The organism is Massilia niastensis DSM 21313 (assembly GCF_000382345.1).
GTDB lineage: Bacteria > Pseudomonadota > Gammaproteobacteria > Burkholderiales > Burkholderiaceae_D > Telluria > Telluria niastensis.
In genome coordinates this window covers 1-7,862 of the sequence record NZ_KB908184.1, presented here as the reverse complement: position 1 = coordinate 7,862, position 7,862 = coordinate 1, and the positions used below count along the sequence as shown (strand labels likewise).

The following is a 7,862-nucleotide window of genomic DNA, read 5'->3' as shown; positions in this document are numbered from 1 at the left end:
TTAAGCTAACCAGTACTAATTGCCCGTACGGCTTGTCCCTATAACCTTGGCAGTCATGCCTGAGGTTCAAGACTACAGCGTTGTGTGACACAACAATTACCGAAACTACTTCTTCCGGATTCAGAGTGACGCTCAGCATGAGCTAGCGGCACTCGTACAAGTCATGCCTGATGACCATAGCAAGTCGGTCCCACCCCTTCCCATCCCGAACAGGACCGTGAAACGACTTTGCGCCGATGATAGTGCTGCAACCAGTGTGAAAGTAGGTTATCGTCAGGCTAGTTATAGAGAAAAAGCCCACTCAGTGATCTGAGTGGGCTTTTTTGTTTTGCGCGTCGCGTCATCAATGGTCACAATGAAGCATGGATTACCAGCAGCTCATCACACAGCGGCGTGCTCATCCCGCCTGGCGGCTTCTTGCCGCAGACCATGCGCCGATGATCGCCAGCTTCCTGCATCGGAGCTTCATCACGCCGAATATCCGCACGATCTCCAGGCAGGAACTGGCTTCCCAGCTGGACGATCACCTGTTCCACCTGCATGAAGCGGCGGGCGAGACCCTGTTCCCAAAGAACGCGGGGAGTTACCTCGACGATTGGGCGTCGGACGAGCGCGGATGGTTGCGAAAATACTATCCGCCCGGCCAGGACGACCCCCATTACGACCTGACTTCGCCCGCCGAACTCGCCCTGGATTGGCTGCAAGGCCTCGGCCAGCGCACGTTCATCGGTACCGAATCGCGCCTGATGACCGTATTCGGTCTCCTGAAGCAGATCAGCGAAGGCACGGAACTGAGTCCGCGCGTCCGGATCGCCGAGCTGCAAAAGCGCAAAGCGGACATCGACGCTGAAATCGCCCGCATCCAGCAGGGGCGGCTCGACCTGATGGATCCGACCCAGATCCGTGAACGCTTCCTGCAGATGGCCGGCACCGCGCGCGAACTGCTGGCGGACTTCCGCGCCCTCGACCAGAACTTCCGGACGCTCGACCGCGGCATGCGCGAACGGATCGCCACCTGGGAGGGCAGCAAGGGCGAACTGCTGCACGACATCTTCGGCAAGCGCGACCTGATCGAGGATTCCGACGAAGGAAAGAGCTTCCGCGCTTTCTGGGATCTCCTGATGTCTTCGTCGCGACAGGACGAGCTGAGTGCGCTGCTGGAAAAGGTGATGGCACTCGAGCCGGTCCGCCAGCTCGAGCCGGACAACCGTCTGCGGCGTATCCACTACGACTGGCTCGAGGCCGGCGAGGTGACGCAGCGTACGGTCGCCCGCCTGTCGGAACAGTTGCGGCGCTACCTGGACGACCAGGCGTGGCTGGAAAACCGCCGCATCATGCAGCTGATCCGCGATGTCGAAAAGCAGGCGCTGTCGCTGAGGGACCGCAACCCCGAAACCGGATTTGCGAAGATCGATGCGCTCGGCCCCGGCATCGAGCTGCCGATGGAGCGCCTGCTCTACAACCCACCATTCAAGGCATCCATCCTGCCGGTCGCGGTCGAGGAATCCGATGCGCCGCTCGCCGCCGACGCCCTGTTCGAGCAGGTGTACGTGGATCAGGCACGCCTGGAGTCGAATATCCGGCGTGCCTTGCAAACGCGGTCGCAAGTGTCGCTGTCAGTGCTGGCCGCCGAGTTCCCGATCACGCAAGGGCTGGCCGAACTGGCGACCTATCTCAAGCTGGCGACGCAGGAACTCGACAGCATGATCGATGACGAGCGCGTCGAGCAGGTCCACTGGACCGATGCCGAGGGACGCGTGCGTCAGGCTACAATCCCGCTGATTCTCTTTACCTTGAAAGCCCCACCCCAGGAATGAACGACGACATCCGACTTGGACCGGTATTGGTCGCTCTGTTCCAGGGTGTGCTGTACCGTGACGACGACACCCTGCTGTGGCAGGCCTTGCTCGACTTGCAGATGCGGGTCCGCGACTACTGCGCGCCGATCGCCCTGGAATTACTGCTGGACGAAGCCGAGGGCTACGCTTACCTGCGGCAGCGCCCTGCCGCGGAGGGAATGGCGGAAGTACCGCGCCTGGTCCAGCGTCGCGCGCTCAGTTACCCGGTCAGTCTCATCCTCGTCCTGCTGCGTAAAAAGCTGGCGGAATTCGATGCGACCGGTGGCGACACGCGGCTGGTGGTCAGCCGCGAACAGGTCGCCGACCAGTTACGCCTGTTCCTGCCGGAGTCCGCCAACGAAGCGCGCCTGCTCGACCGCATCGATACACACCTGAACAAGGTGATCGAGCTTGGATTCCTGCGGCGTTTGCGAGGACAGGACCAGCAGTTCGAAGTGAAACGCATCCTGAAGGCCTTCGTCGATGCGCAGTGGCTGGAAGACTTCAGCCAACGGCTGGCGAGTTATGCCGACCATGCGGCGTCGATGGACGAGGAGGGCAAGGCATGAATGCAGCACAGGATCCAGGCAGCACCGACAGCGAAGCACCTGCGGTGGACCTGCCCACCGAAGGGCTCGAGCGGGCCGGCTTTCGCCTGCACCGCTTCGAGATCTTCAATTGGGGGACGTTCCACCAACGCGTCTGGCGGCTGCATTCCGACGGCGACAACCTGCTGCTGACCGGCGATATCGGATCCGGCAAGTCGACCCTGGTCGACGCGTTGACGACCTTGCTGGTCCCCGCCCACAAGATCTCCTATAACAAGGCAGCCGGCGCGGATGCGCGCGAGCGCAGCCTGCGCACCTATGTGCTGGGACACTACAAGTCCGAACGCGGCGACAGCGGCATGGCGGCGCGCGCCGTGGCACTGCGTGATCACCATAGCTACTCGGTGCTGCTTGGCGTCTTCCGTAACGAAGGCTACGACCAGACGGTGACGCTGGCCCAGGTATTCCACATGAAGGATCCGCGCGGCCAGCCCGAGCGTTTCTATGTCGTGGCCGACGCCGACCTGTCGATCTCGGAGAACTTCAGCGGCTTCGGCAGCGACATCAGCCAGTTGCGCAAACGCCTGCGGGCGACGGCTGGCGTGACCTTGTACGACAGCTTCCCACCCTACGGTGCCGAATTCCGGCGCAAATTCGGCATCGCCACCGAACAGGCGATGGATTTGTTCCACCAGACCGTCTCGATGAAATCGGTGGGCAACCTCACCGAATTCGTGCGCGAACACATGCTCGAGCCGTTTCCGGTACAGGCACGCATCGATGCGCTGATCGCCCATTTCGATGACCTGAATCGCGCGCACGAATCGGTACTCAAGGCGAAGGCGCAGATCGAGCGCCTGCAACCCTTGACGCTGGACTGCGACCGCCACGCGGCACTGCTACGGCACGTGGAGCAGTTGCGCGGCTGCCGTGACGCACTGCGGCCGTGGTTCGCCCAGCTCAAGGGTGAACTGCTGGACAATCGCATCGCGAACCTGGAAGCGGAGCATGCGCGCGCGGCGGCCAACCTGGGACGCCTGCAGCAGACCCGGCTCGACCAGGCCCGGCGCCGCGACGAGCTGACCCTGGCCATTTCCGCGAATGGCGGCAACCGGCTCGACCAGATCAACAGCGAGATCGCCCGCATCGAACTCGGACGCCAGGAGAAAAACGCGCGGGCGGAGCAGTACCGTTCGGTCGCGGCCGCACTTGAGCTGCCCGGCGCGGCGGACGCCGAAACCTTCGATGCGAACCGTCGCGCAATCGCCCACGGCCAGGCTGGCTGCACGGCCCGGCGCGACGATGCCAGCAATCGCCTGACCGAGGCGGGCGTGAGCGTGCGCGAACTGGGCAAGATGTACAGCGAGGTGACGGGCGAACTCGACTCGCTGCGGCAACGCCGTTCGAACATTCCGAGCCGGATGTTCGCTGCGCGCGAAGCACTATGCGAAGCCTTGTCCATCGCCCCGGCATCCTTGCCGTTCATCGGTGAACTGATCCAGGTGCGCGAGGAAGAACGTGCCTGGGAGGGCGCCGCCGAACGCCTGCTGCACGCGTTTGGGCTGTCGCTGCTGGTGCCGGAAACGCATTACGCCGCGGTCGCCGCCTGGGTCGATCGCATCCATGTCGGTGTCCGGCTGGTGTATTACCGGGTGCGGCCGCAGGTCGCGTCCGAGACGCTCGTCCTGCATCCGCATTCGCTGGTGCGCAAGCTTTCCATCCAGCCGGACTCCGCGTTCTATGGATGGATCGAGGCCGAACTTGGCAGGCGTTTTGACTACGCCTGTTGCGAGAACATGGAGCAGTTCCGCCGCGAGAAGCGTGCCGTCACGCGCAATGGACAAATCAAGGCGGGCAACGAGCGTCATGAAAAGGACGACCGCCACCAGATCGACGACCGCTCGCGTTATGTGCTGGGCTGGACCAACGAGGCGAAAGTCGCGGCCATGACCAGGCAGGAGCGGGATTTGACGGCCCGGATCCAGGCGTACCGGCGGCAGATCCTCGCGCTCAAGAGCGAAGTCGAAGAGCAGAACACCTTGCTCGGACTCTGGCAGCGGCTGGAGGTGTATGCCAATTTCGCGGAGCTCGACTGGAAGCCGCTGATGGCGGCGATCGACCAGTTGGAGCGCGAACGGCTGCAGCTGGAAGTCTCGTCCGACCTGTTGCGCACCCTGCAGGAGCAGTTCCGCGAGCTGGGCCTTGCCCAGGCGTCCAGCGACGAGGCCTATGCAGCCGCGAACCAGCAGTACGCAACGCTTGAAGAAAAGCTGCGCCAGGCCGCGGAGACGCGCGCCGACTGCGCCGGGCTGGTCGCGGCGCTGCCCGGCGAGGCGCGCAACGCCTTCTTCCCGAGCCTGCCCGCCCTGCGCGACGAAGCCCTCGGCCAGCATACGCTGACCGTCGAATCCTGCGACAACCGGGAACGCGACGTACGCGACTTCCTCCAGGCGCGCATCGATGCCGAGAGCAGGAAGATCGACCGGCTGCGCGACGCCATCATCTCGGCGATGCAGGACTACGTACGGACATGGCCGCTGGATGCGCGCGAAGTGGATGTCCATATCGACGCGGCGGATGAGTTCAGGCGCATGCTGGAAGTGCTGCAAGTGGACGACCTGCCGCGCTTCGCAGTGCGGTTCAAGGAGCTCCTGAACGAAAACACGATTCGCGAGATCGCCGGATTCCAGTCGCAGCTCAAGCGCGAGCGCGAGACCATCAGGGAGCGTATCGATACCATCAACGGCTCCCTGCACGCCATCGACTACAACCCGAACCGCTACATCGCACTCGAAGCCGAACCCACCCTCGACGCCGACCTGCGCGACTTCCAGCAGGACCTGCGCACCTGTACCGAAGGCGCGCTGACCGGATCGGCGGACGAGGAATACACGGAAGCGAAGTTCCTGCAGGTCCGGCGGATCATCGAGCGCTTCCGGGGGCGCGAAGGCAGTGCCGAGATGGACAGGCGCTGGACGCGCAAGGTGACCGACGTGCGCAACTGGTTCGTGTTCTCGGCCTCCGAACGCTGGCGTGAGGACGACCGCGAACATGAGCATTACACCGACGCGGGCGGCAAGTCGGGCGGGCAGAAGGAGAAGCTGGCGTATACGGTGCTGGCGGCGAGCCTGGCTTACCAGTTCGGCCTGGAATGGGGCGCGGTGCGCTCGCGCTCCTTCCGCTTCGTCGTGATCGATGAAGCATTCGGCCGCGGTTCCGACGAATCCGCGCGCTACGGACTGGAACTGTTCCGACGCATGAACCTGCAGCTGCTGATCGTCACGCCGCTGCAGAAGATTCACGTCATCGAGCCCTATGTCGCAGGATTGGGCTTCGTGCACAGCGAGGAGGGAAGGCAGTCGATGCTGCGCTACCTGAGCATCGAGGAATACCGGGCCGAACGCAACGCGCGGGCGGCATGAGCGGCACGCGCGAACCGCGCTGGTCCACGCCGGCGGATGTCGTCGCGGGCGTGCAGCGGTTGTGGGACCAGGGGAAGCTGCTGTCGATACGTCTTGGCGGCGACACGCTGTTTCCGATCGAACTGCGCCTGCGGCAGCCGAGCGTCGTCGAGATGGGAAACCAGTTCGACGCGGTGCGCCGCTGGATCGTTGCGCTGGAAGCGGGCAGCCGCGCCAACCAGGGAGTTGGCTATACGCTGGCCTGGCGCGAGATCAATCACCGCCAGCTCGGGCGCAACAAAGTGCCTTTCGCAGCAGTGATCGAGACCGATGCCGATGCCCTTCGCCTCATCGGACGCGCCGCCGACGCACGCCGCTTCGACCAGCTGGCACAGGCAACCCTCGATGCCTTTCCCCAGCTCCGCTCATGGGTGAGCGCCTATCCGCTGAGGCTACTCGAACACGCCGATGGGTGGGGACGTATCCTCGCCATCCTGGCATGGTTCCTGGCTCATCCTCGCCCCGCCGTGTATGTGCGCCAGCTCGATATCGAGGGTGTCGACACCAAGTTCATCGAGACACGCAAGGCGCTGCTGTCCGAATTGCTCGACCAGGTCCTGCCTGCGGCAGCGCTTTGTGCGGAAATGGTGGGCGCCCGCCAGTTCGAAATGCGCTACGGCTTGCTGGTGAAGCCACCGCTCATCCGGTTTCGCATGCTCGATCCGGCGCATTACATCAATGGATTATCCGACCTGACCGTGCCGGTGTCGCAATTCGCAGCGATGCGCTGCGCAACAGAGCGTGTCTTCATCACGGAGAATGAAGTCAACCTGCTCGCGTTTCCCGATGTCGCGTCGAGCATGGTCGTGTTTGGCGGGGGCTATGGCATCGAGCGCGTGGCGCAAGTGGATTGGCTGCGCGCGAAAGAGGTGCTGTATTGGGGCGATATCGACACCCACGGCTTTGCGATCCTCGACCGCTTGCGTGCGAGCCTGCCCCAGACACGTTCCTTATTGATGGATGCGGCCACCCTGCATGCGCACCGGCGCCTGTGGGGAAGCGAGGAGATCGACAAGCGCTATGCCGGCGATCTGGCGAGGCTGACTGGCGACGAGTACCGGCTGTTCCAGGATCTGCGCGACGACGCATATGGAGAGCGCGTGCGCATGGAGCAGGAGCGCATCGCTTACGCATGGGTGCTCGATGCCATCGAACGGGCCTGAACCAGGGCGTGTCCGCGGTTCAGGCCAGGGAAGCCTTGCCGTTCAAGCGCATTTCGAGATTGTCCCAGAAGCGATCATGGACCGGCAGTAGGAGCACATTACAGATCGGCTCGAGCACCGCAGCCATGCCTCCGAAGGCGAGCGATCCGGTCGCAAGGTACATCACAGCGAAAGCGACACCCATGTGCATGATCGTCTGGCTCAGCTTTTCGGCGGCGATCTTCATGTAGCGGTCACCTTTGGTTGCGGCCCTGGCACGAACGGCAGCCCATGCTTTCTCGTGTAGAGGAAGAAGGAGAACATTGATCACCGGTTCGATGACGATGGCCAGTCCACCGAAGACGACCGAACCGGTCATTGCATAGGCGATGGCGAACGCGATGGTCATGTGGGTGACGACCTGGCTGGTTTTCTTGGCTGCGGCGACCATGGCTTGCTCCTCTTTGCTGCGTTATCACGACTGCGAGGTCAATGATAGTGATTCTCGTTCATAGTGAAAAGCAAATTAATTTTACTGATTTGATAGATGACGCCTATCGAACGCGCATGCTCTACCGTTGCAAGAGGTGTCGCAGAAGAGCAAATACCCTTGCGGGCTATGTCATCGTTTTGTTATAGTCTTGTTTCGCCCGAGACGAACAGCACCGCAAAGCGGACTGAACGAAAGGGTGAAAAGAAAAGAAGTTGACGAAAAACGCAAAACACCGCATAATCTCGCTTCTCTGCTGCTGACGAACACAACGCTTCGCAGTGCAGCAAAAATGCAGTACCGAACACAGTTCTTTAACAATTAACAGTCGATAAGTGTGGGCGTTTGATGAAGGTGCCACTGGCTTCGGTCAGTGATTACTT

Annotated in this window: 5 protein-coding genes and 1 rRNA gene; 5 read left to right on the top strand and 1 reads right to left on the bottom strand. The window is 62.3% G+C overall.

Annotated features, from left to right (window positions below):
• Window positions 1–166: 166 nt before the first annotated feature.
• The 5 genes from rrf (at window position 167) to H162_RS0129195 (ending at window position 7,010) form a co-directional block, all read left to right on the top strand.
• Window positions 167–279: ribosomal RNA gene (gene rrf / locus H162_RS0129215) — 5S ribosomal RNA — on the top strand.
• Window positions 280–362: 83 nt separating this feature from the next.
• On the top strand, window positions 363–1,817 hold the full coding sequence (locus H162_RS0129210) for a DUF3375 domain-containing protein (RefSeq protein ID WP_040788551.1): 1,455 nt from the start codon (window positions 363–365) through the stop codon (window positions 1,815–1,817).
• Complete coding sequence (locus tag H162_RS0129205) at window positions 1,814–2,407, top strand: DUF4194 domain-containing protein (protein WP_040788549.1); 594 nt, start codon at window positions 1,814–1,816, stop codon at window positions 2,405–2,407. Before H162_RS0129210 ends, H162_RS0129205 begins: the two co-directional genes overlap by 4 nt.
• Window positions 2,404–5,808, top strand: a complete 3,405-nt coding sequence (locus tag H162_RS0129200; RefSeq protein WP_020657016.1) for an ATP-binding protein — start codon at window positions 2,404–2,406, stop codon at window positions 5,806–5,808. The genes H162_RS0129205 and H162_RS0129200 overlap by 4 nt, the downstream gene beginning before the upstream one ends.
• Window positions 5,805–7,010 carry a Wadjet anti-phage system protein JetD domain-containing protein gene (locus H162_RS0129195; RefSeq protein ID WP_020657015.1) on the top strand — a complete coding sequence of 402 codons (1,206 nt, stop codon included), beginning with the start codon at window positions 5,805–5,807 and terminating at the stop codon, window positions 7,008–7,010. The genes H162_RS0129200 and H162_RS0129195 overlap by 4 nt, the downstream gene beginning before the upstream one ends.
• 19 nt (window positions 7,011–7,029) lie before the next feature.
• On the opposite strand, the gene H162_RS0129190 is transcribed toward H162_RS0129195, so the two are convergent.
• Window positions 7,030–7,440, bottom strand: a complete 411-nt coding sequence (locus H162_RS0129190; protein WP_020657014.1) for a DUF2061 domain-containing protein — start codon at window positions 7,438–7,440, stop codon at window positions 7,030–7,032.
• Window positions 7,441–7,862 lie beyond the last annotated feature (422 nt).